Below are 21,705 nucleotides of genomic sequence, written 5' to 3' on the forward strand. Positions count from 1 at the left end.
CATCAATCGTGCCCTACAGGCAGGTACGCAGCACACCCAGCGAAAGCTCGGTGACTTATCCGGGGGCTTTTATATACTGTTTGTCGATTGATATGGAAGTACTACCTGAGTTGTATAGTAGTTATACTATAAAAAGAATCCGCCACTCCGGCCCCGAGATTGATCGACCATGCCCGACTCCACCCACCTGCGTCACTGGCTACGCCTACAGCGCGAAGGCTGCTTGCCGGATTCGCCCTGGCTTGGCCATGACCCGCAACCCAGCCTGTTGCTGGACGCCCAGGCGCAGCCGCTGGACCTCAATCCGGCATTGCGCCAGTGGCTGGACGGCGCGGCCAGCGACGAGATCGCGGCCCTGCTGCCGGTCAATCACCCAGCCCTGGTGCGGGCCTGCCTGGAGCAGCAGCGGGCCATCGAACAGGTGGAGGCCCAGTGGGGCGAGCGGATCCTGCTCTGGAGCTTTATCCCCGATCCCCTGCGACAGCGGGTGCTGGCGCGCTGTCAGGAAGCCACCGCCCAGGTCCAGGCCGAGCGCGAGTCGGCCAAGGCCCGGCGCCTGTACCGGTTGATCACCGAGAACACCACCGACCTGATTTCCCGGCACACCCCGGACGGCAGTTTCCTCGACGCCTCGCCGGCTTCCTGGACCCTGCTCGGCTACTGGCCCGAACAACTGCGTGGCCTGCTGGCCCGCAGCCTGTTCCACAGCCAGGACCTCGCTGGGTTGATGCAGCGCACTCAGGACGCCCTGGAGCAGGACGGCTACCACACCATGACCTACCGCATCCGCCATCGCGACGGTCATTACCTGTGGTTCGAAACCGCCTGCCGCGGCATCCGCGACACCTACACCGGCACCGTGGTGGAAGTGGTGGCGGTGTCCCGGGACATTACTGCCCGGGTCCAGGCCGAGGAGAACAAGCGGCGCCTGGCGGAAGTGGTGGAAGCCAACCCCGACCCGGTGCTGTTCATCCAGCCCGGCGGCGCGGTGACCTACCTCAACCCGGCCGCCCGGCGCACCCTGGATCTTGCCACCGGGCAGGCGATGCCGGAACTGGCGGCGATCCTCAGCCAGGAAGTGCTGCAGAGCCTGCAACAGGAAGGCTGGAGCTGTGCCGAACGCAGCGGCCGCTGGAGCATCGAGACGCGCCTGCAACCCCCGGCGGGCGGCAGTTCGGTGCCGGTGTCGCTGATGCTCCTGGCCCACCGCGCCGCCAGTGGCGAGCGCTTCTATTCCCTGGTGGCCCACGACCAGAGCGAGCGCGAACTGCGCGAGGCCCAGCAGCGCCATCACCAGGACGAACTGGCCCACACTGCGCGCCTGGTGACCCTGGGCGAACTGGCCTCAGGGATCGCCCACGAGATCAACCAGCCGTTGGCGGCGGTGGTCAATTACGCCAACGCCAGCCAACGCTATTTGCAGGCCCTGGACACTCAGCCGGAGGCCGCTCGCAAGGTCGCCCAGGGCCTGGAGCGGATCGCCGAACAGGCAACCCACGCCGCCGAAGTGATCAAGCGCCTGCGGGCTTTTCTGCGCAAGGGCGGGCGCCGGGTCCAGGCCCTGGATATCGCCGAAGTGGCCCGGGAAACCGTGCGCCTGTGTGCCTGGGAAGCCCAGGCCTGTCAGGTGGCGATCGAGCTGCGGCTGGCGGATAATCTGCCGCCGGTGTACGCCGACCGGGTACTGCTGGAGCAGGTGCTGCTGAACCTGCTGCGCAACGCCATCGAGGCCAATCGTGAGGTGCATCCAGAACAAGGCTCGCACATTGTGCTGGGCGCCGAAGCGGCGGCCGAAGGCGGGGTGCGGATCAGCGTCAGCGACCAGGGCCCCGGAGTCTGCGCCGAACAGCTGCCTCAGCTGTTCACCCCGTTCTACACCAGCAAGGCCAACGGCCTGGGGCTCGGGCTGTCCATGAGCCGCAGCATCGTCGAGGGCTTTGGCGGCGACTTGCAGGCCCAACTCCAGGACCGAGGCTTGATGATGTGCTGCCACCTGCCGGCCACGGCCCCGGCCGATCCGGATGCAGCTTCCCACCCGACAACAGGAGCAAGGCAATGACCCGTGAGGCGCAGCAGGTGGTGTATGTGGTCGACGACGACCCGGGCATGCTCGACTCTACCGTCTGGCTGCTGGAGTCGGTGGGCCTCAAGGCGCTGCCGTTCACCAGTGGCCGGGAGTTTCTCGAACACTGCGACCCCAGCCTCAACGCCTGCGTGCTGCTGGATGTGCGCATGCCGGGCATGGGCGGGCTGAATGTCCAGGAACAACTGCGTCAGCGCGATATCCGTCTGCCGCTGATCTTTGTCAGCGGCCACGCCGACGTGCCCATCGTGGTCCGGGCGTTCAAGGCCGGGGCGGTGGATTTCATCGAGAAGCCCTACAACGAACAGTTGCTGCTGGACAGCGTGCAGCAGGCCCTGAGCCGCGCCGACCGCCATCAGCACCAGAGTGCCGGGCAGACCCGGGTGCAAGGTTTGCTGGAGAGCCTGACGCCACGGGAGAAAGACGTGTTGCTGCCCCTGGTGCAGGGCTATACCAACCGCGAGATCGCCGAGCAGCTGGGGGTCAGCATCAAGACCATCGATTTGTATCGCTCACGGGTGATGAAGCGCATGCAGGCCGAGCACCTGCCGCAGCTGGTGGGCATGGCGATTGCCGCCGGGCTGGTGGAGCCGCTGCAACTGCGCTGAGGTTCAGGCCACCGCGCTGCGCACGGGGATGCCACCGAGCAGGCGCTCGATGGCGCCGCTCAGTAGGTTTTCCAGCAGGGCTTCGCGTTCACGTTCGGGCAGCGGTTGTTCACTGAACCAGCTGGGGGCGCTGTTCAGCAGATTGGCCAAGGCATGGGCGGCGGCACGTTGGGCCGGCAGGCCGAGGCCGGGCGGGGTGCCCAGCAGTTGCAGCAACTGTTGCTCGTAACGCTCGCGCAATTGCCCGACCCGCAACTGCTGGTCGGGGTTGAGGCAGCCGCTGTCGCGCTCCACCAGACGAAAATGCCGCGGCAATTCCCGGTGCAGTTTCAGGTGGGCGCGGATCAGCGCCGGCAGGCAGTCGCCCTGCAACTTGCGCCGCTGCAAACGCTTGAGGGTGCTGTGCAGCTCATCGAAGAACTCTTCGATCAGGTCCAGCAGCAGGTGCTGCTTGCTCGGGTAATGGTGGTACAGCGAGCCCGGGGTCAGCCCCAGATGGCTCGCCAGCTCACGCATGCCGACCTGGCCGAAGCCCTTGCTGGCGAACAGCTCCAGGGCCTTGTCGCGGCTTTCGGCAAAGCGTGAGCAGCGCTCAGCCATAGGTATGGAAACCCCGACCGGTCTTGCGGCCCAGGTAGCCGGCGGCGACCATTTCCTTGAGCAGCGGCGCGGGGCGGTACTTGCTGTCGTTGAAGCCGTCGTAGAAGGCTTCGAGGATCGCCAACAGGGTGTCCAGGCCGATCAGGTCGGCCAGGGCCAGCGGGCCGATCGGCTGGTTGCAGCCCAGGCGCATGCCGGCGTCGATGTCTTCGGCGCTGGCCAGGCCTTCCTGGAACACCAGGATCGCCTCGTTGATCATCGGCACCAGGATGCGGTTGACCACAAAACCCGGGCGGTTGCCGGCGGTGATCGCGGTCTTGCCCAGGAGCTGGGCCATATTCATGGCCAGGGCGTGGGTCGCGTCGCTGGTCTGCAGGCCGCGGATCACCTCGATCAAGCCCATCACCGGCACCGGGTTGAAAAAATGCAGGCCGATGAAACGCTCCGGCGCGCTGACGCTGGCGGCCAGTTGGGTGATGGACAGCGACGAGGTGTTGGAGGCGATCACGCACTCGGTGCTGACCTGGGCGGCGATCTGTTGCAGCACCTTGAGCTTGAGATCGAGGTTCTCGGTGGCGGCTTCGATCACCAGCTGGGCGTCCTTGAGCACGCTGTAATCGGTACTGATGCGGATCTTGCCCAGGGCGGCGCGCTTGTCGTCTTCGCTCAAGGTGCCCTTGCTCACCTGCCGGTCGAGGTTCTTGCCGATGGTGGCCAGGGCCTTTTCCAGGGCGCCCTGGGCGATGTCCAGCAGGGTCACCTCGAAGCCCGCCTGGGCACAGACCTGGGCGATGCCGTTGCCCATGGTGCCGGCGCCGATCACACCGATATTCGCAAGATTCATCTTCAGCTCTTCCTTTGTTCATTGCCTTCGCGGAGCATGGCGCGGTTGCCTTGCACAGCGCGTTATCCAGCGCGAGTCTAGAGCCCGGCACGGTGGCCGGCCTATGCCGAAAGCGGTCAAGGGTGCTGGCGTTTTTTGCCATAGGTCCAGCTACGGGAGCACAGCCTCTACATGCGTGAAACGGATTCGGTCGCGGTCTACTTTGTCCGGGTGATGACCCACGCCCTGCGCCAGCAGCCGGCACGCCTGGCGGCGGTGCTGAGGGAAGCCGGCATCGACCCGGCGTTGCTCGACCAGCCCCGGGCCCGGGTGCCCGGCAGCGCCTTTGCCGCGTTGTGGCTGATCCAGATCCGCGAGTTGCAGGATGAATTCTTCCAGCTCGACTCCCGCGGCATGCCGCCGGGGGCTTTCGCCCTGATCTGCCGCGGACTGATCCAGGAGCCCAACCTGGAAAAGGCCCTGCGCCAGTGCCTGAACAACTTCGGCCTGTTCCTGCGGGACGTCGGCGCCAGCCTCAGCCTGCGGGGCAAGCGTGCGGTGCTCAGCCTCGACAGCCGCTGCGACGACCCGCTGGGCAGCCATTACGCCGAGGAAACCCTGCTGGTGCTGATCATCAGCCTGCTGTGCTGGCTCGGCGGGCGGAGGATACCCATCGACCGCGCCGACTTTCGCCATTCACGCCTGAGCCTCAGCGACGATCCGCTGCTGTGGGGCAGCAACCTGACCTGGAGCGCCGGGCGCACCGAGATCGAATTTGCCAGCCGCTTTTTGCGCCTGCCGGTGGTCCAGGACCTGGCCTCGCTCAAGGTGTTCCTGCGCAGCGCCCCGCAATGGCTGGTGATCCGCTTTCGCAACCAGCACGGCCTGACCACCCAGGTGCACCAGCGCCTGCGGGGCAGCCACTACAGCCAGTGGCCGACCCTGGAAGCCTTCGCCCGCGAAGTGCAGATGAGCGCCAGCACCCTGCGCCGGCGCCTGGAGCGCGAGGGCGGCTCCTATCAAGAGATCAAGGACGAAGTGCGCCGCGGCGTCGCGGTCGAGCTGCTACGGCGCTCGGCGGCCAGCATCAGCGAGATTGCCGAACTCACCGGCTTCCAGGAGCCCAGCGCCTTCCACCGCGCGTTCAAAAAATGGACCGGCGAAAGCCCCGGGCGCTACCGCGCGCGTTTTCAGCCCGGCCGCTGACACCGGGCCCCCTGTAGGCGCTGGCTTGCCAGCGAAGGCGTCCGCAAGATCGATGCACAATCCAGGGGCCCATTCGCCGGCAAGCCGGCTCCTACGGTCGGTGGGGGTCAGGCCGGGCTGCGGCCCGGCATCTGGATGCCGTGCTGCTGCACACGGCGGTACAGGGTGGCGCGGGAAATGCCCAGGGCCTTGGCCGCTGCTACGGGTTTCCAGCGGTGGCGTACCAGGGCATCCAGCAGGGCCTGGCGCTCGGGGCTGGTGGCGGTTTCCAGGGCGGGCAGGGCGCCTTCGGCCTCGGCGCCGCGCAGTTGTTCAGGCAAATCATGCAGCTGGATCAGCGGCCCTTCGCACACGGCGCAGGCGTAGCGCAGGACATGGCGCAATTGCCGTACGTTGCCCGGCCAGCGGTAGCCCAGCAGGCATTCCAAGGCCACTTCGCCCAGTTGCACCAGCGCGCCGCAGCGCTTGGATTCTTCTTCGACTATCCGGGTGATCAGCGCCAGCCGATCGCTGCGCTCGCGCAGGGGCGGCAACTGAAAGCGTGCGCCGCCCAGGCGGAAATACAGGTCCTCGCGAAAACTGCCCTCGGCCACCAGCGCTTCCAGGTCGCGGTGGGTGGCGCAGATCACCTGAATATCCACCGCCTTGCGTTGCGCGGCCCCCAGAGGTGCCACTTCACCCTCGGCCAGCACCCGCAGCAGGCGGGTCTGCAAGGCCAGGGGCATGTCGCCGATTTCATCGAGGAACAGGGTGCCGCCATCGGCCTGTTGCAGCAGCCCCTGCATGCCCTTGTTCGAGGCCCCGGTAAAGGCCCCGGCGACGTAGCCGAACAGTTCGCTTTCGATCAGGTTCTCGGGAATCGCCGCGCAGTTCACCGCGACGAAGGGCCGGTCCCGACGCTGGCTGGCCTGGTGCAGCTGGCGGGCGAAGACTTCTTTGCCGGAACCGGTCTCGCCCTGGATCAGCACCGGCAAATGCCGGTCCTTGACCCGCACTGCCAGGCGCAGGCTCTGTTCCACCCGTGGGTCCAGCGGTTCGCCGGCCAGGCTCAGGCGCGGGCGACTCTGGGGTCGGCGCGGCGCCTGCAAGCGGCCATGCAGCTCGGCAGACAGCGGGCACAGGGCCTCGTCCCGGGCGCGCTGCAACAGCTGCGGGTCGAACACCTGGGCGATGTGCTGCGGCAGCCGCCCAAAGCGTTGTAACAGGTAATGACGCGCCGCCGGGTTCAGCGCCCGCAGGCAACCGTCGTCGTCCCAGGCCAGCAGGTAGTCCGGTTGGCTGTCGACATAGCCCGGGCTGGCATGGGCCCGCAGCACCCAGTAGCCCTGGGCGCTGTTCATGAAGAACGCTTGTTCGATCTCCCGGGCGCTCTGCACCACCATCTGCCGGATCAGGTGCTGGGAACGGCGGTCATCCGGGGAGCGCACCGCCGACACATCCAGCACCCCCAGCAGCTCGCCCTGGGGATCGAACACCGGGGCGGCGGAGCAGGTCAGGCCGATGAACGCGGCGCGAAAATGGTCGCGCTTGTGCACGGTGATCGGCGTGCGCGCAGTGAGCACCGCCGCCACGCCGCAGGTGCCTTCTTCACCCTCCGACCAGCAGGTGCCCAGGTACAGCCCGGCCTTGCGGCAGTCGTTGCGCAGGGTGGACTCCACCCGGTAGTCGATGGTCTGGCCCTGGGCGTCGGTGAGCAGCACGCAGTAGTCGGCGTCGCGCACCCGGCCATGCAGGCGGGCCACTTCTTCGCTGGCGATGCGCAGGAACAGCTCGGAACGCTCGCGGCATTCCTTGAGCAGGTTTTCGCAGAGGATGCGCGGCCCTTGCAGCGAGCCGGGGTCCAGCTGGTGCTGCTCCATGGAGCGGCGCCAGGAATCGAGGATCAGGCTCGGCACCGGCGCCTGGGGCAGGTGCGCGGCATTTTTCAGGACCCGGCTGACGCAGTCCACGTGGGCTTTGGAGTGTGCGGAAAGCATGAAGGCCTCCGGTTGCAGCTTCTTATCGTTGTGGGCGCATTAAGCGCCGATCCATGCCCCTCGACAAGCACCGGCTGGTACGGCGACGCCGCTGAGACGCAACGTCTCAAGGTCTCGCCAAGGCTCCGTGCAGCCTGACATGCAACGTCTCACAGACGGCTTTCCTCAACGCTATACAACAAGCAGGTCAGCCGCTCTGGAACGGCCTTCTGCAGAGGTTTTCCGACAACTGGCACCGGCCTTGCTCTGGCCCTTGGCAACCAGTCCTTGGCAACCAGCGCCGACTGGCCCATCGAAGAATAAGAACGAGGTGCCCGATGTTTTCTCCTGCCTGTGATCCGCCTGCGGTGAGCCTATGAGCCGCCGCCCCCTGACCGTCGGTATCATCGCCAACCCGGCTTCGGGCCGCGACGTGCGCCGCCTCACCGCCAATGCCGGCCTGTTCTCCAGCACCGACAAGGTCTCGGTGATCCAGCGTCTGCTGGCGGCCTTTGGCGCCACCGGCATTGAGCAGGTGCTGATGCCCACCGACATGACCGGCATCGCCGCCGCGGTGCAGAAGAACAGCCGCAGCCGCCAGGCCCGGGAGCAGCACTGGCCGGCCCTGGAGTTCCTCGACCTGACCCTGCGCCAGAGCGTCGAGGACACCCGCCAGGCCGCGCGCTGGATGGCCGAGCGCGGGGTGTCGCTGATCGCCGTGCTCGGTGGCGACGGCACCCACAAGGCGGTGGCCGCTGAGGTCGGCGACATCCCGCTGCTGACCCTGTCCACCGGCACCAACAACGCCTTTCCGGAACTGCGCGAAGCCACCAGCGCCGGGCTGGCCGGCGGGCTCTATGCCAGCGGCCGGGTGCCCGCCGAGATCGCCCTGCGGCGCAACAAGCGCCTGCTGGTGCGCGAGCCGTCCCGGGGCCTGTGCGAAGTGGCCCTGGTGGACGTGGCGGTGTCGCCCCTGGCCTTCGTCGGCGCCCGGGCCATCAGCCGCGCCAGCGATCTGGCCGAGGTCTTCGTGACCTTCGCCGAGCCCCAGTCCATCGGCATTTCCGCGCTCTGCGGGTTGTGGCTGCCGGTCACTCGCCAGGACCCCCACGGCGCCTGGATGCGCCTGGACCCGCAGTCTCCCGAAGCGCTGCTGGTGCCCCTGGCCCCCGGCCTGCTGCAGGGCTGTGGGGTGCTGGAGGCCGGCTACCTGCAACCGGAGGTGCCCCAGCCGCTGTGCCTGAGCGCCGGCACCCTGGCCCTGGATGGCGAGCGCGAGATCGAATTCAACCCCCACGACCGGCCCACGGTCACCCTGGATGCCGGCGGCCCGCTGAGCATCGACGTCAACGCGGTCCTGGCCCACGCGGCGCGCCAGCGCCTGCTGGCCATCGACCGCGATCACCGGCAACACCCCGTGAACCTTCAGTCCGAAGACACCCTGGAGAATAAAAATGTCGACACCCCTGACCACTGATCAGTTGCTCCACGCCTACCGGGTGATGCGCACCATCCGCGCATTCGAAGAACGCCTGCACGTGGAATTCGCCACCGGCGAGATTCCCGGTTTCGTCCACCTTTATGCCGGGGAAGAAGCCTCGGCCGCCGGAGTCATGGCCCACCTGCGGGACGATGATTGCATCGCCTCCAACCACCGGGGCCACGGCCATTGCATCGCCAAGGGGGTGGACGTCTTCGGGATGATGGCGGAGATCTACGGCAAGAAGACCGGGGTCTGCCAGGGTAAGGGCGGCTCCATGCACATCGCCGATTTCGAGAAGGGCATGCTCGGCGCCAACGGCATCGTCGGCGCCGGGGCGCCGCTGGTGGTGGGCGCGGCCCTGGCCGCCAGGCTGCAAGGCACCGACGGCGTGTCGGTGGTGTTCTTCGGCGACGGCGGCTCCAACGAAGGCGCGGTGTTCGAGGCCATGAACATGGCCTCGGTGTGGAACCTGCCGTGCCTGTTCATCGCCGAGAACAACGGCTACGCCGAGGCCACCGCGTCCAACTGGTCGGTGGCTTGCGATCACATCGCCGACCGCGCCGCCGGCTTCGGCATGCCCGGGGTGACGGTGGACGGTTTCGATTTCTTTGCGGTGCACGAAGCCGCCGGCGCCGCCGTGGAACGGGCCCGGGCCGGGGAGGGGCCGTCGCTGATCGAGGTCAAGCTGACCCGTTACTACGGCCACTTCGAGGGCGACGCCCAGACCTACCGCGCCCCCGACGAGGTCAAGCATTACCGCGAGCACAACGACTGCCTGATGCAGTTCCGCGAGCGCACCACCCGTTCGGGGCTGGTGCAGGCCAGCCAGCTGGACCAGATCGATGCCGACGTGGAAGCGCTGATCGAAGACGCGGTGCGCAAGGCCAAGACCGACCCTAAACCGAGCCCCGCCGATCTGCTCGCCGACGTGTACGTCACTTACCCATAACGCCCCACAGAACAACAAGAGACCACCATCATGGCGAGAAAAATCAGTTACCAGCAGGCCATCAACGAAGCCCTGGCCCAGGAAATGCGTCGCGACCCCAGCGTATTCATCATGGGTGAAGACGTGGCGGGCGGCGCCGGAGCCCCCGGCGACAACGACGCCTGGGGCGGCGTGCTCGGGGTGACCAAGGGCCTCTACCATCAATTCCCCGGACGGGTGCTGGACACCCCGCTGTCGGAGATCGGCTACGTCGGCGCCGCAGTCGGCGCTGCCACCCGCGGCGTGCGCCCGGTGTGCGAATTGATGTTCGTCGACTTCGCCGGCTGCTGCCTGGACCAGATCCTCAACCAGGCGGCGAAGTTTCGCTACATGTTCGGCGGCAAGGCCCAGACCCCGCTGGTGATCCGCACCATGGTCGGTGCCGGGCTGCGCGCTGCGGCCCAGCACTCGCAGATGCTCACCTCGCTGTGGACCCACATCCCCGGGCTGAAAGTGGTCTGCCCCTCGTCGCCCTACGACGCCAAGGGCCTGCTGATCCAGGCGATCCGCGACAATGACCCGGTGATCTTCTGCGAGCACAAGCTGCTCTACAGCCTGCAGGGCGAAGTGCCGGAAGAGTCCTATGCGATTCCGTTCGGCGAGGCCAATTTCCTGCGCGATGGCAAGGACGTGACCCTGGTGTCCTACGGGCGCACGGTGAACACCGCCCTGGACGCGGCCCGTGCCCTGGCCGGGCGCGGCATCGACTGCGAAGTCATCGACCTGCGCACCACCAGCCCCCTGGACGAAGACAGCATCCTGGAAAGCGTGGAGAAGACCGGGCGCCTGGTGGTGATCGACGAAGCCAACCCGCGCTGCTCCATGGCCACCGACATCTCGGCGCTGGTGGCGCAAAAAGCCTTCGCCTCCCTCAAGGCGCCGATCGAAATGGTCACCGCGCCCCATACGCCAGTGCCGTTCTCCGACGCCCTGGAAGACCTGTACATCCCCGACGCGGCGAAGATCGAAAAAGCCGTGCTCACTGTGATCGAGTGGAGCCGCTGATGAGCCAGATCCATACCCTGACCATGCCCAAGTGGGGCCTGTCGATGACCGAGGGCCGGGTCGATGCCTGGCTCAAGGAGGAGGGGCAGAGCATCAGCAAGGGCGATGAAGTGCTGGACGTGGAGACCGACAAGATCTCCAGCAGCGTCGAGGCGCCGTTCTCCGGCATCCTGCGCCGGCAGATCGCCCGCCAGGATGAAACCCTGGCGGTGGGCGCGCTGCTGGGCATCGTGGTCGAAGGCGAGGCCAGTGACGCCGAGATCGACGCGGTGATCGAGCAGTTCCAGGCCAGCTTCGTGCCCGGCGACAGTGCCGACGAAGACAGTGGCCCGGCGCCGCAGAAGGTCGAACTTGGCGGTCGGCTGATCCGCTACTTCGAGCGCGGCGAAGGCGGTACGCCGTTGCTGCTGGTGCACGGCTTTGGCGGCGACCTCAACAACTGGCTGTTCAACCACGAAGCTCTGGCCGCCGGGCGCCGGGTGATTGCCCTCGACCTGCCGGGCCACGGCGAATCGGCCAAGGCCCTGCAACGGGGCGACCTGGACGAATTGAGCGAGGTGCTGCTGGCGCTGCTGGATCACCTGGACATTCCCGTGGCCCATCTGGTGGGCCACTCCATGGGCGGCGCGGTGTCCCTCAACACCGCGCGGCTGGCGCCGCAGCGGGTGCGCTCGCTGACCCTGATCGGCAGCGCCGGGCTGGGCCGTGAGATCAACGGCGACTACCTGCAAGGCTTCGTCGAAGCCAGCAACCGCAACGCGCTGAAGCCGCAACTGGTGCAGCTGTTCTCCAACGCCGAGCTGGTGAACCGGCAGATGCTCGACGACATGCTCAAGTACAAGCGTCTGGAAGGGGTCCAGGCCGCCCTCGGGCAGTTGGCCGGCAAGCTGTTCGCCGACGGTCGCCAGCAGGCCGACCTGCGCCCGGTGGTGCAGGACGGCGCGCAGCCGGTGCTGGTGATCTGGGGCAGCGACGACCGGATCATCCCGGTCAGCCATAGCGCCGACCTCAAGGCGCAGATCGAGGTGCTGCCGGGGCAGGGGCACATGCTGCAGATGGAAGCGGCGGAGCAGGTCAACCGCCTGATCCTCGACTTTATCCGCCAGCACTGAGGTTTGCTGCGGCGGCCAGGGGGCCGTCGCAGCCCTATAACAATCAGGAGAAGCCAAGATGAGTGTTTCCCTCAAGTCCGTTCCGAGCATGCGCGCCGCGGTCTGGCACGGCCGCCACGATATCCGCGTCGAAGACGTGCCGCTGCCCGATGCGCCCTCGGCCGGCTGGGTGCAGATCCGCGTCGACTGGTGCGGCATCTGCGGTTCCGACCTGCACGAATACGTGGCCGGGCCGGTGTTCATTCCGGTAGACGCGCCGCACCCGCTGACCGGGATCAAGGGCCAGTGCATCCTCGGCCACGAGTTCTGCGGCGAAATCGTCGCCCTGGGTGAAGGGGTCCAGGGGTTCAGTGTCGGCCAGCCGGTGGCCGCCGATGCCTGCCAGCACTGTGGCACCTGCTATTACTGCACCCACGGTCTGTACAACATCTGCGAAAACCTGGCCTTTACCGGGCTGATGAACAACGGCGCCTTTGCCGAATTGGTCAATGTCCCGGCCAACCTGCTGTACGCCTTGCCGGAGAACTTTCCCGCCGAGGCCGGAGCCCTGATCGAGCCGCTGGCGGTGGGCATGCACGCGGTGAAAAAGGCCGGCAGCCTGCTGGGGCAGAACGTGGTGGTGGTCGGCGCCGGCACCATCGGCCTGTGCACCATCATGTGCGCCAAGGCCGCCGGCGCGGCCCAGGTGATTGCCCTGGAAATGTCCGGCGCGCGCAAGGCCAAGGCCCTGGAGGTGGGCGCGACCCACGTGCTCGACCCCAAGGAGTGCGACGCCCTGGCCGAGGTCAAGCGCCTGACCGGCGGATTGGGCGCTGATGTCAGCTTTGAATGCATCGGCAACAAGCACACCGCCAAGCTGGCCATCGACCTGATCCGCAAGGCCGGCAAGTGCGTGCTGGTGGGGATTTTCGAAGAGCCCAGCGAGTTCAACTTCTTCGAGTTGGTGGCCACCGAGAAAACGCTGCTGGGGGCCCTGGCCTACAACGGTGAGTTCGCCGATGTGATCGCCTTTATCGCCGATGGCCGCCTGGACATTGCGCCCCTGGTGACCGGGCGCATTCAGCTGGAAGAGATCGTCGGCCAGGGCTTTGAGGAGCTGGTCAACAACAAGGAACACAACGTCAAGATCATCGTGTCCCCCGGTCAGTTGCGACGCTCGTAAGCGAGCGATTTGGCGATGGCCGGCCGCGGCCATCGCACTTTTTTACAGTTTTGCGTTCTATCACCAGGCCTGGCCGCGCCGATCCCCGCCGCAGCCCGTGAATTTCGACCCGGTGCCGATGGCCTACGCTCCCTCTTCTTGCATGATGCAAACCCGCTTTCAGCGCCTGTTTCTGGCGGCGCTGCTGATGTTCAGCGCCTCTGCCTGCACCCAGCAGCAAGGCCGTGATATCGCCAAACAGTTTCGTGAAGGCAAGCCTGACGAATTCTTCCAGACCAGCGTCGACCGCATGGCCACCATCGGCATGCGCGACAACCTGCAGAGCCTGTACCTGCTGATGGGCAAGCTCTACCTGCGTAATCCCAGCCAGTGGCGCAAGTCGGGTTTCCCCGATGGCACCACGGCGCAACGGGAGATTCGCAATGCCATTGAACAACGCCAACCGTTGCCGGCCCTCGGCGATCGCCGTGACTTGGCGGCCTTGAGTTATTCCTTGAGCCCGGAGTTTCAGGGCGATCGGGTCGGGGCCTTCATCTACGCCATTGGCAGCATGCTGGTGACGGCGCATGGCGGGCGTACCGAGTTCTACATGACCGATACCATCGATCCGCAGTTCATCAGCAATGCGGCGCGCAATATTGAAAAAGCCACCTGGCTGCTGAGCCAGCGCCAGGATGCCAATGGGGTGCTGTTGCTGTTTTCCAATGAGATTTCCGAGGAGGGCAGCAATCTGAGTTTTGCCGTGGAGTTTGGGAAGATTGTGGCGCGGTTGGATTTGTTGACGCGGATTCTGGATGAGCGCTATCGGCGGGTGGGGTTCAATTATGCGCAGAGTCTGCTGCTGATGAATTTTTTGCCGGTGCAGTAGTAGGGAGGCGGAGCACTCATCTTGCTCCCGCTCGGGAGCGTAGCGGTTGTAGAACCTGAGGGTGCGGTCTGATTGGTGGGCATATCCGTTGCTGCGGGTGCGGCGGCTGGCGGTTTCGCCCTTACGGCGAGTCACTTTGGAAAGCCGGAATGCCGGACCAACCCAAAGTAACCAAAGGCTCTTGCCCCTCCACTCGGTGCCTCGCCTAGGCTCGGCATGCCCGAACGAAGGCATTGATCCGTGGGCCGCCGCCACCGGCCATCCCTGGCCGGGTGGCGGCTAACCCGGCGTCCTGCCGGGTTACCCACGGCTCAATGCCTGCGTTCGGCCATCGTGGTTAACGGGGCGCTCAGATCAAAATCAAAATCAAAAGCGCGACGGCGGCCTTGCGGCCGGCCTGAAGCTAAGGGCGAGTGCGTTTCTGTAGGAGCTGGCTTGCCAGCGAAGGCGCCCGCCCAGGCGCTACATGTCTCACGGGCCTCTTCGCCGGCAAGCCGGCTCCTACAGGGAACTGCACGGTCTATCTGCCTGCTGTAGGAGCTGGCTTGCCAGCGAAGGCGTCGGCCCGGGCGCTGCATGACTTACGGGCCTCTTCGCCGGTAAGCTGGCTCCTACAGGGAACTGCACGGTCTATCTGACTGCTGTAGGAGCTGGCTTGCCAGCGAAGGCGTCGGCCTGGGCGTTGCATGACTTACGGGCCTCTTCGCCGGCAAGCCGGCTCCTACGCGGCGTTTCAATCCCATGTAACAAAAAACGCTCTGATTTCAGGCCATTCCGAGTTTCTTGCGGGCCATCAGCAGGGCTACGACGCTCAGTGCTGCTGCCAGCATCAGGTAGAAACTCGGTGCCAGTGGCGAGCCGGTCAGGGCAATCAATCCGGTAGCGATCACCGGGGCAAAACCGCCGAAGATCGTGACGCCAAGGTTGTAGCTCAGGGACATGCCGGTAACCCGGGTACGCACCGGGAAGATGTCCGCCATCAGCGATGGCAGGGGGGCGAAGTACACTGCCTTGATCAGGGCCATCATCGCCACCACCAGCAGCAGGGAGCTGGCGCTGGGGCGGCTGTTGAGCCAGAAGAACGCCGGCAGGATCGCTACGGCGTAGACCACCGCCGCCGCCAGCATGATCTTCAGGCGCCCGATATGGCCGGACAGGTAGCCGACGATGGGCGTGACGATGGTCAGGATCAGGCCGCCGGTGAGGGTCGCCAAAAAGCCCGAAGACTGGGCGATGTTCAGGCGGGTGGCGGCGTAGGAGGGCATGTACTGGATCATGTAGTTCGAGGCGGTGGACACCACCAGGGTGCCCATGGCGATCAGCAGCAGGGTCTTTTGGCTGAGCAGGACTTCGCGCAATGGGCGCTCTCCCGGTTCGCTGGCTTTGAAGTCCGGCGATTCGTCGACGGTGCGGCGGATGTACAGGCCCACCGGGCCTAGCAGCAGGCCGAAGAAGAAGGGCACGCGCCAGCCCCAGTCGAGCATCTGCTGGGCATCGAGGTGCTTGGTCAGGAAGTAGCCGAAGGTCGAGGCAATGACCACGCCAAAACCCTGGCTGGCGAATTGCAGGCTGGCGACAAAGTGTCGGGTGCGTGGTGGGGCGTGTTCCAGCATGAAGGCGGTGGAGGTGCCGAATTCGCCGCCGGCGGAGAAGCCTTGCAGCAGTCGGGCCAGGAGGATGCCGATGGGCGCGGCGAGGCCCAGGGTGGCGTAGCTGGGCATGATGGCGATCAGCAGGGTGCCCGCCAGCATGATCAGGATCGACAGGGTCAGGGCTTTCTTGCGGCCTCTGCGGTCGGCGTAGGAGCCCAGTACCGCCGCGCCCAGGGGGCGGATCAGGAACGAGATGCCGAAGGTGGCAAAGGCCAGCAGCAGGGAGAAGGTCGGGTCGGCCGTGGGAAAGAACACCTGGCTGATGGTCAGGGCAAAGTAGGCGTAGATCGACAGGTCGAACCACTCCAGGGTGTTGCCGATCAAGGCGGCGCCTATGGGTTTCCACAAGGGCTTGGGTTCGACCCGGATCGCGGTCGAGGTGGCGGCTAACTCTGTCATACAGGACGCTCCTGCTTATTGTTGGATTTTGAGCGACAGGTGCCCGACCTGAGTCGGGCGGGGTGAGCGATGGCCTCAGGCCCGGGGCAGGTCCCCCAGGTCCCAGAACAAGGCCGTCATGATCTCCAGGCCCTCGCGAATCACCGGCAGCAGCAGGTGTTCGTCCGGGGCGTGCTGCGAGCAGCCGGGGTAGGAGTGGGGAATCCACAGGGTCGGCAGCCCCAACACTTCGGCGAAGATATCGTTGGGCAGGGTGCCCGCCAGGTTCGGCAGCAGGGCCAGACGCTGGGCACTGCTGTTGCCGATGGAGGCTTTGGCGAAACTGACCCAGGGGTTGTCCGGGTCCAGGCGGGTGGCCGGGGAGCAGCGCTCCATGACGATCTCTACCTGGCTGAAACCTTCGCGGTCCAGGTGCGCCCGCAACAGGCTTTGCAGCTGTTGCCAGGGCGTGCCGAGGACAAAGCGCAATTGGCAGAAGGCCACGGCCCGGGGCGGAATCGCATTCACCGGTTTTTGTGGATTGCCGGTGCTGAAGGCGAGGATTTCCAGGGTGTTCCAGGCAAACAGGCGCTCGCCCAGGGTCAGCCCCGGTTCGCCCCAGTTTTCGTCCAGAGGGCGGCCCAGGGAGTCGCGCTGGATCTCCAGGTCGGCGATGGCGGCGCGCACGTTGTCGGGAATGTTCGCCGGCACCAGTTCGCGGCAGCGGATGCGGCCGTTCTGGTCCACCAGGCTGGCCAGGGCGTTGGCCAGTACCACGCCGGGGTTGCTCATCACGCCCCCCCAATTGCCCGAGTGCAGGCCCTTGTCCCGGGTGTTGACCTCCAGGCGGAACTGCGCCGAGCCGCGGGAGCCGAGGAACAGCGTCGGCCGGGCCTGATTCAGGCGCGGGCCGTCGGAGGCGATGAACACATCGGCTCGCAGCAATTCACGCTGCTCCTGGCACAGTTGGCGCAGCCCCGGGGAGCCGGCTTCCTCGCCCATTTCGAACAGCAGTTTGAGGTTGAAGCCCAGGCGCCCGTCGCGAGCCTTGAGCACCTGCTCCAGGGCGGTCAGGTTGATGCTGTGCTGGCCCTTGTTGTCGGCGGTGCCACGGCCGTACCAACGTTCGCCTTCCAGGGTCAACTGCCATGGATTCAGACCCGCGCGCCACTGTTCGGCATAACCGGGCACCACGTCGCCATGGCCGTAGCTGAGCACCGTGTGCAGGGCCGGGTCTTCCAGGCGCGTGGCAATCAGGAAGGGGCCGCCGGCCTCGGGGTTGGCCAGCAGTTGGCAGTCGAAGCCCAGGCGCTGCAATAGCGGCTGGATTTCCTCCAGCAGGTAGCGCGGCAGTTCATCGGCATGGGCCGGGTCCTGGCTGTCACTGGCAAACGCCACCCGGCGCCTCAGGTCTTGTTCAAAGTGGCCATCGTCCAGGTACTGGCGCACGCCAGCGAGGGCAGCTTGCTTGGTCATTGCAACTCCGGTCGGGCAAGGGGAACGGGCCCATGGTGGAGTGGGGGGAGGCATCTGTATATTGCTGTTTTTTGAAGGCATGATTCTAAAAATTGGATGCCTTGCAAGGGGGTGCACATGGACTATCGGTATTTTCTGGCGGTGATCGATGCCGGCTCCCTGGCGGCGGCGGGGGAGCGTTTGCATATCGCCCCCAGCGCGGTGAGCCGGCAGATTGCCCTGCTGGAGGAGAGCGTCGGCGTTGCGCTGTTCGAGCGGCGCCCGCGGGGCATGCAACTCACCGCCGCCGGCGAAGCCTTGGCCGAACACGCCCGGCGCACCTGGCTGGAGCAGGAGAACATCCTCGCCGAGCTGCGGGGCGAGGGGTATCCGGGGGCCAAGGTGATCCGCCTGGTGTCCACCGAGGGGCTGTCGCGGTACTTCCTGCCGCGGGTGCTGCTGGAGCATTACCGCCTGCGACCCGGGGCCGAGTACCGTCTGGACGTGATTTCACCCCATGAATGTGTGCAACGTATTCGCCGGGGTGAGGCGGATGTCGGGCTGACCTTCAGCACCGAACCGGTGGAGGGGGTGAATGTGTGCTACTCGATCCGCTCGCCGATTCGCGCCCTGATGCGTGCGGGGCATCCACTGGCCAACGCTGGGGTGCTGTCGTTGGAGCAGGTACAGGCATTTCCCGTGGCCTTGACGCCCAAGGGCACCACCCAGCGGCAACTGCTGGACCTGGTGTGCCAGATGGATGGCCTGAGCTTTGAACAGGTGATGACTTGCAACTTCTCCGGGGCCCTGCATGAGTTTGTGCGCCAGTCGGATACGGTGGCCTTTGCCAGCGCCATCAGTGGCGAAGGGCAGGGGATGGATGGGCTGGTGTCGGTGCCGCTGTCCAACCCGCGCTTGGGCGATCGGGACATTCAGGTGCTGACCATGCCCAAACGGGTGTTGCCGGAAAGTCTGGCGTTTTTTATCGAGACCTTGATTGTGCGGTTGCAGAAAGAGGGCTGAGCGATGCGGCTGACTGTGGAGCAGGCTGTTTGCGCCGCTCGTGGTTAACGGCGGGTGCCGATCAACCTCTTCTATACGGCTATCGACCAAGCCTTGGCTGTGGCTCCGATGCAAAAAACTACCTGTGAATGGAGGCATTCAATCGTTGAAAACGCTGAAAAAATTTACCGTGCATGGCACCGCTGTGGGCAGCGACAGGAGCGTTCAACTGGATGAGATCTCGATACTCGCCGAGCCGGACACACTCAGGGTGCTGGGTGAGTTCCTGATCAAGGCTTCAGCCGACATGGCGGCCAATGGCCTGGAGCATGTGCACCTGCAAGACGTGATCGAGCACTTCTCGCACCAAGAGCATGTGGATGTGATTGCCCTCAACCGGGCTGTGATCAAGCCTGCCTGAGGCAGCGCCGTGCCCGGCCCGGCTACATGTTGCGAATCCTCTCGTCGGCCCTGAGCTCGAACTCAAAGCCAATGCCCACATCATTCAGGGTTTCGGTGACGCGGGCCATGAAGTACTCGGCCTGCGCGGGCAATTCATACAAGCCAATGACCCGGATGATCGGGTACTTGCCATAGGCGCCGGGGATCTCGGTGTAGATCTCGCCACTTTCGATGAAGGCGATGTAGCTGTTGATTTTCTCTTGCAGCACGAGCAAGTGCTCGCCTTGTTCCGCCTTGTCGCCCCATTCGAGGTGGTCGGTCATCACCAGTAGCAGGTCGTTGGGAGCCTCCTTGGAGATCCCCCAGAAATCGATGACTTTGGGATTGGTGACGGACATGGCTGATCCTTCAGGCGGCGGGGGCGGGGATTGTATTACGTGCCCCAGGGTTAGTGGCGGTGCTGTTGCGCGTGCAGCATGGATGGGCATGCAGCGCACGATGCAGGAACTGTTCTAGTGACCGGGCCGGGCCCTGATGGCGAGAACCGCCCCGGCGATTTTCCAACAACCGTTGCGTAATGGATAGTTGGCCATAGGATGTGCGCGTTCCCGATGATGATCGGGCCCTATCGTCGCGATCCTTTACTCAGTTTCAAGGTTGCTGCATGAATCCGGATGACTTCAAGAAATTCAATATCGGCTCCATTGTTCGGGCCACTCAAAGCTCTGCTGCGCTCAAACACCAGCTCGGATTCCTGATCAAGGTTCTGGAGGAACTGGATATCCAGTTCTCCGACTGCGAGCAGGATCCTCTGCGCCTGGCGAAAGCCTATGTTGCCGGGGAAATTCCTGCTGAACGCTGCAAGGCGCAGGCTGCACTCTGGTGGGCAAAAATCGATGAGCAAGGGGCAATACGAGGGTTCAAGGATCGGGAGGTATTGAAGGCACGACTGGCCATTTGTCTGCTGTCGAATGATGAGGACGATATTTCCGTGTTGGGAGATAACCTCTCGTGGTTTCTTGAGGTGTTGGGTTTCTTGAATGTGGAACCGATGAAGCCCATTGCAATGATGAGAGAGTATTTCGAGTTCAAATAGAAGTTCATTCGCGCCCGGCTCGCTCTCGGTGCCCTGGCCGGCAGCCTGACGACAGCCAAGCCCCCATGCGTTTTGCTGGCTCCCCCCGTCACGCTGGCGGGGTGCTCGACGCGTTTTCCATGAGCAGCATGTGGATTTCATTGCGCTTGATCGGGCGCTGATCCTGCCTGCACAAGGTGTTCCTGCGCGCGGCTCAATCGGCGAGCGCGCAGGGGGCGAGCTACAGGCTGGGAGCCTCTTCGTTCACTTTCAGCTCGAAATCGAAACCGATGCTCCGTTCATGGAGGATCTCGGTAATGCGTTTGAAAAACCAATCGACTTGCTCGGGCAGTTCGTGCAAACCCAGTACCCGGATAATCAGGTGCTTGCCGCAGGCATCGGGAATTTCGCTGTAGATCTCGTCACTTTCGATAAAGCTGATGTAGGTGTTGATCTTCTCTTGCAGCAGGAGCAGGTGTTCGTTGTGTGCCGCTTCGTCACCCCATTCGAGAGGGTCGACGATGATCAACAGCAGGCTGTCGGGCGCGGATTTGGGGATTGCCCAGATATCGATGACTTTTGGATGGGTGATGGACATTGCTGATCCTTCAGAACGTGGGGGGCGGCATTATAGGCCGTAGCGGTTGGTTTCTTCAGTGGGCAGTTGGTGGTCGCAGTTCTGGCACGTGGGCAAGGCCAGGGTGGGCTGCCGGGTCTTGCCCCGTTCAGGCGCAACCTGCTCGAGCGGCGGCGAGCGGTTTTCAAGAGCGGTCGGATCGACGGTAGTGACAAAATGCCATTATCTGCTATGGCTTGTTAGGCCCCCGGTGGATAGACGCCGGGCTCCAGGTGCCACTGCCCAGAAGAGTCGAGACGGCGCGGGCCGCGTTATTCGACTGGACTGATGCTCACCCGCCAAGGGGAGGCAGGGGCGCAGGAGGACGGAGTGGGGCCTGCGATCCCGACAGGCCTGGATTGACCCGAGTGAGTATCGACGTTGCCGTGCCGGGTGGGCCGCTCATCCAGTCGTCGGCTTGTTTACAGCTCTCTGACACTCAGTCGATAGCGTGGAATGACAGCAGGGAAGTACCGACCATTCTATTAGAGAGATAAAAAATGAACGTCAGGACAATGAATCTTGCACCAAGGTCTGCCGCCTTTTTCTCGCTCATTGTCCTGGTGGTGTTCGCCCTGGGCATTGTCGCGGTGCTGCAAATGGGCAAGCTGCGAGACGCGGAGCAGGATGTCGAGACCAACTGGATGGCCAGTATCCGCGAGATCGGCAAGATGAAAACCGGCGTCTTGCGCCTGCGTCTGGAAAGCATCCGCATCACCGTGACCACCGACGAACAGCAGCGCCAGACCCGCATCGCCTCGTTGAGCGGTTATCGATCCACCCTGCAGAACACCATCAGCCAGTACGAACCCCTGATTACCGGGCCGGCGGAGCGTGAGCTGTACCAGGCTGTAGCGACCGATGTGCAGGCCTACTTCAAGCTGGTGGACGAGCTGGAGCCGCTGTTGCGCAGTGGCGACAATGCCGCGGCCATCACCTTGATCAACACCCGCATCAGCCCTATGACCAACGCCATGCAGGAGAAGATGGACAAGCTCTCGGACTTCAATGACGAGGGCGCGAAGCAGGCGGGGATCACTGCTGCCTCGGTCTACAGCGGCGGCCTGACGCTGGTGCTGGTATTGATGGGGGTGACGGTGGTGCTCACCGTGGTGTTGGCCACCGTACTGACCCGCAGCATCACCGCGCCCATCGGCGATGCCCTGGCCGTGGCCGAGCGCATTGCCGGCAGCGACCTGTCCCGGGAGATCGGGGTCAATGGCCGGGATGAA

Annotated in this window: 18 protein-coding genes and 2 pseudogenes; 13 read left to right on the forward strand and 7 right to left on the reverse strand. The window is 64.8% G+C overall.

What is annotated here, in order from left to right; translation table 11 throughout:
* The first annotated feature begins 169 nt into the window (after positions 1–169).
* Positions 170–2,059, forward strand: a complete 1,890-nt coding sequence (locus tag P7C00_RS11795; RefSeq protein ID WP_404939108.1) for a PAS domain S-box protein — start codon at positions 170–172, stop codon at positions 2,057–2,059.
* Positions 2,056–2,691 carry a response regulator transcription factor gene (locus P7C00_RS11800; protein WP_404939110.1) on the forward strand — a complete coding sequence of 212 codons (636 nt, stop codon included), beginning with the start codon at positions 2,056–2,058 and terminating at the stop codon, positions 2,689–2,691. Before P7C00_RS11795 ends, P7C00_RS11800 begins: the two co-directional genes overlap by 4 nt.
* A 3-nt stretch (positions 2,692–2,694) precedes the next feature.
* Here P7C00_RS11800 and P7C00_RS11805 read toward each other — a convergent pair whose 3' ends face one another.
* Entirely contained in the window at positions 2,695–3,291 is a 597-nt protein-coding gene (locus P7C00_RS11805; protein ID WP_346631631.1) for a TetR/AcrR family transcriptional regulator, read from the reverse strand.
* Positions 3,284–4,135, reverse strand: a complete 852-nt coding sequence (locus tag P7C00_RS11810; RefSeq protein WP_404939112.1) for a 3-hydroxybutyryl-CoA dehydrogenase — start codon at positions 4,133–4,135, stop codon at positions 3,284–3,286. The genes P7C00_RS11805 and P7C00_RS11810 overlap by 8 nt, the downstream gene beginning before the upstream one ends.
* A 171-nt stretch (positions 4,136–4,306) precedes the next feature.
* On the opposite strand from P7C00_RS11810, the gene P7C00_RS11815 reads away from it, so the two are divergent.
* A complete protein-coding gene (locus P7C00_RS11815) occupies positions 4,307–5,320 on the forward strand; it encodes an AraC family transcriptional regulator (protein ID WP_404939114.1) in 1,014 nt (337 codons plus the stop codon).
* Between the two features lie 107 nt (positions 5,321–5,427).
* Here the strand turns inward: P7C00_RS11815 and P7C00_RS11820 are convergent, their stop codons facing one another.
* Positions 5,428–7,296 (reverse strand): sigma-54-dependent Fis family transcriptional regulator, encoded by a 1,869-nt coding sequence (locus P7C00_RS11820; protein WP_404939116.1) that lies wholly within the window; start codon positions 7,294–7,296, stop codon positions 5,428–5,430.
* Positions 7,297–7,651: 355 nt separating this feature from the next.
* Between P7C00_RS11820 and P7C00_RS11825 the strand changes: the two are divergent.
* The 6 genes and pseudogenes from P7C00_RS11825 to P7C00_RS11850 all read left to right on the forward strand — a co-directional run bounded on the left by P7C00_RS11825 (position 7,652) and on the right by P7C00_RS11850 (position 13,893).
* A pseudogene (locus tag P7C00_RS11825) lies at positions 7,652–8,727 on the forward strand (ATP-NAD kinase family protein).
* 2 nt (positions 8,728–8,729) lie between these two features.
* The gene (locus P7C00_RS11830) at positions 8,730–9,707 is read left to right on the forward strand and encodes a thiamine pyrophosphate-dependent dehydrogenase E1 component subunit alpha (protein ID WP_236204160.1); all 978 of its coding nucleotides are present in this window, start codon (positions 8,730–8,732) and stop codon (positions 9,705–9,707) included.
* A gap of 30 nt (positions 9,708–9,737) precedes the next feature.
* Positions 9,738–10,751, forward strand: a complete 1,014-nt coding sequence (locus P7C00_RS11835; protein WP_065363510.1) for an alpha-ketoacid dehydrogenase subunit beta — start codon at positions 9,738–9,740, stop codon at positions 10,749–10,751.
* A complete protein-coding gene (locus tag P7C00_RS11840) occupies positions 10,751–11,863 on the forward strand; it encodes an acetoin dehydrogenase dihydrolipoyllysine-residue acetyltransferase subunit (protein ID WP_236204159.1) in 1,113 nt (370 codons plus the stop codon). Before P7C00_RS11835 ends, P7C00_RS11840 begins: the two co-directional genes overlap by 1 nt.
* Positions 11,864–11,951: 88 nt before the next feature.
* The gene (locus tag P7C00_RS11845; protein WP_404939955.1) at positions 11,952–13,025 is read left to right on the forward strand and encodes a 2,3-butanediol dehydrogenase; all 1,074 of its coding nucleotides are present in this window, start codon (positions 11,952–11,954) and stop codon (positions 13,023–13,025) included.
* Between the two features lie 142 nt (positions 13,026–13,167).
* The gene (locus P7C00_RS11850; protein ID WP_404939118.1) at positions 13,168–13,893 is read left to right on the forward strand and encodes a hypothetical protein; all 726 of its coding nucleotides are present in this window, start codon (positions 13,168–13,170) and stop codon (positions 13,891–13,893) included.
* 764 nt (positions 13,894–14,657) lie between these two features.
* On the opposite strand, the gene P7C00_RS11855 is transcribed toward P7C00_RS11850, so the two are convergent.
* Positions 14,658–15,944, reverse strand: a complete 1,287-nt coding sequence (locus P7C00_RS11855) for an MFS transporter (protein ID WP_404939120.1) — start codon at positions 15,942–15,944, stop codon at positions 14,658–14,660.
* A gap of 75 nt (positions 15,945–16,019) precedes the next feature.
* Positions 16,020–17,399: a M20 family metallopeptidase gene (locus P7C00_RS11860; protein ID WP_404939122.1), complete on the reverse strand. Its 1,380-nt coding sequence runs from the start codon at positions 17,397–17,399 to the stop codon at positions 16,020–16,022.
* 117 nt (positions 17,400–17,516) lie between these two features.
* Here P7C00_RS11860 and P7C00_RS11865 point away from each other — a divergent pair, with 117 nt between their 5' ends.
* Positions 17,517–18,401: a LysR family transcriptional regulator gene (locus P7C00_RS11865; RefSeq protein ID WP_077933763.1), complete on the forward strand. Its 885-nt coding sequence runs from the start codon at positions 17,517–17,519 to the stop codon at positions 18,399–18,401.
* Between the two features lie 145 nt (positions 18,402–18,546).
* A complete protein-coding gene (locus P7C00_RS11870) occupies positions 18,547–18,801 on the forward strand; it encodes a hypothetical protein (protein ID WP_077933764.1) in 255 nt (84 codons plus the stop codon).
* Positions 18,802–18,823: 22 nt separating this feature from the next.
* On the opposite strand, the gene P7C00_RS11875 is transcribed toward P7C00_RS11870, so the two are convergent.
* On the reverse strand, positions 18,824–19,180 hold the full coding sequence (locus P7C00_RS11875) for a DUF6572 domain-containing protein (protein ID WP_015634966.1): 357 nt from the start codon (positions 19,178–19,180) through the stop codon (positions 18,824–18,826).
* Positions 19,181–19,446: 266 nt separating this feature from the next.
* Between P7C00_RS11875 and P7C00_RS11880 the strand changes: the two genes are divergently transcribed.
* A complete protein-coding gene (locus tag P7C00_RS11880) occupies positions 19,447–19,878 on the forward strand; it encodes a hypothetical protein (RefSeq protein ID WP_077933766.1) in 432 nt (143 codons plus the stop codon).
* Between the two features lie 220 nt (positions 19,879–20,098).
* Here the strand turns inward: P7C00_RS11880 and P7C00_RS11885 are convergent, their stop codons facing one another.
* Complete coding sequence (locus P7C00_RS11885) at positions 20,099–20,455, reverse strand: DUF6572 domain-containing protein (protein ID WP_404939124.1); 357 nt, start codon at positions 20,453–20,455, stop codon at positions 20,099–20,101.
* 617 nt (positions 20,456–21,072) lie between these two features.
* Here P7C00_RS11885 and P7C00_RS11890 point away from each other — a divergent pair.
* Positions 21,073–21,696: pseudogene (locus tag P7C00_RS11890) on the forward strand (MCP four helix bundle domain-containing protein); the annotation flags it as partial.
* Positions 21,697–21,705 lie beyond the last annotated feature (9 nt).

Origin of the sequence: Pseudomonas sp. JDS08PS003 (assembly GCF_045013505.1) — a bacterium.
In the GTDB taxonomy this organism is placed as follows: Bacteria; Pseudomonadota; Gammaproteobacteria; order Pseudomonadales; family Pseudomonadaceae; genus Aquipseudomonas; species Aquipseudomonas protegens_B.

Coding starts and splice junctions, on each gene's coding strand:
- P7C00_RS11795 (WP_404939108.1), top strand. CDS start 170: ATGCCCGACTCCACCCACCTGCGTCACTGGCTACGCCTACAGCGCGAA.
- P7C00_RS11800 (WP_404939110.1), top strand. CDS start 2,056: ATGACCCGTGAGGCGCAGCAGGTGGTGTATGTGGTCGACGACGACCCG.
- P7C00_RS11805 (WP_346631631.1), bottom strand. CDS start 3,291: ATGGCTGAGCGCTGCTCACGCTTTGCCGAAAGCCGCGACAAGGCCCTG.
- P7C00_RS11810 (WP_404939112.1), bottom strand. CDS start 4,135: ATGAATCTTGCGAATATCGGTGTGATCGGCGCCGGCACCATGGGCAAC.
- P7C00_RS11815 (WP_404939114.1), top strand. CDS start 4,307: ATGCGTGAAACGGATTCGGTCGCGGTCTACTTTGTCCGGGTGATGACC.
- P7C00_RS11820 (WP_404939116.1), bottom strand. CDS start 7,296: ATGCTTTCCGCACACTCCAAAGCCCACGTGGACTGCGTCAGCCGGGTC.
- P7C00_RS11830 (WP_236204160.1), top strand. CDS start 8,730: ATGTCGACACCCCTGACCACTGATCAGTTGCTCCACGCCTACCGGGTG.
- P7C00_RS11835 (WP_065363510.1), top strand. CDS start 9,738: ATGGCGAGAAAAATCAGTTACCAGCAGGCCATCAACGAAGCCCTGGCC.
- P7C00_RS11840 (WP_236204159.1), top strand. CDS start 10,751: ATGAGCCAGATCCATACCCTGACCATGCCCAAGTGGGGCCTGTCGATG.
- P7C00_RS11845 (WP_404939955.1), top strand. CDS start 11,952: ATGCGCGCCGCGGTCTGGCACGGCCGCCACGATATCCGCGTCGAAGAC.
- P7C00_RS11850 (WP_404939118.1), top strand. CDS start 13,168: ATGATGCAAACCCGCTTTCAGCGCCTGTTTCTGGCGGCGCTGCTGATG.
- P7C00_RS11855 (WP_404939120.1), bottom strand. CDS start 15,944: ATGACAGAGTTAGCCGCCACCTCGACCGCGATCCGGGTCGAACCCAAG.
- P7C00_RS11860 (WP_404939122.1), bottom strand. CDS start 17,399: ATGACCAAGCAAGCTGCCCTCGCTGGCGTGCGCCAGTACCTGGACGAT.
- P7C00_RS11865 (WP_077933763.1), top strand. CDS start 17,517: ATGGACTATCGGTATTTTCTGGCGGTGATCGATGCCGGCTCCCTGGCG.
- P7C00_RS11875 (WP_015634966.1), bottom strand. CDS start 19,180: ATGTCCGTCACCAATCCCAAAGTCATCGATTTCTGGGGGATCTCCAAG.
- P7C00_RS11880 (WP_077933766.1), top strand. CDS start 19,447: ATGAATCCGGATGACTTCAAGAAATTCAATATCGGCTCCATTGTTCGG.
- P7C00_RS11885 (WP_404939124.1), bottom strand. CDS start 20,455: ATGTCCATCACCCATCCAAAAGTCATCGATATCTGGGCAATCCCCAAA.